This is a genomic window from Candidatus Regiella insecticola LSR1 (genome assembly GCF_000143625.1).
Lineage (GTDB): Bacteria > Pseudomonadota > Gammaproteobacteria > Enterobacterales > Enterobacteriaceae > Regiella > Regiella insecticola.
Window position 1 is genome coordinate 1 of sequence record NZ_GL379690.1, and the last position, 259, is coordinate 259.

Genomic DNA, 259 nt, shown 5'->3' on the forward strand with positions numbered 1-259 from the left:
TATTCGGTACGGAATTTCGACAGGCTCTGTTCGGTACGTGGCGAAACGCGGTCAAACACGCCGCCTTGGAACGACAGGTTGCTGAACTCTTCGCTGTTGAAGCTCACACCCTCGAAACTCGATGGCAGTGCACGGTTGCCGATGGTGTCGACGATGCCGCTGCTGAAGTTCTGACGACCGGCGGTCAAGGTGGTGTTCGATACGCGGAACTGCACGTTGGCCAGGCCCAGTTTGCTCCACTGGCCTACTGCATCACCGG

1 protein-coding gene is annotated in these 259 nt (G+C 58.3%); it reads right to left on the minus strand.

Going from position 1 to position 259, the window contains the following annotated elements; genetic code table 11:
* A partial coding sequence (locus tag REG_RS11515; protein ID WP_006705439.1) for an OprD family outer membrane porin occupies positions 1–259 on the minus strand: 259 nt, incomplete at both ends.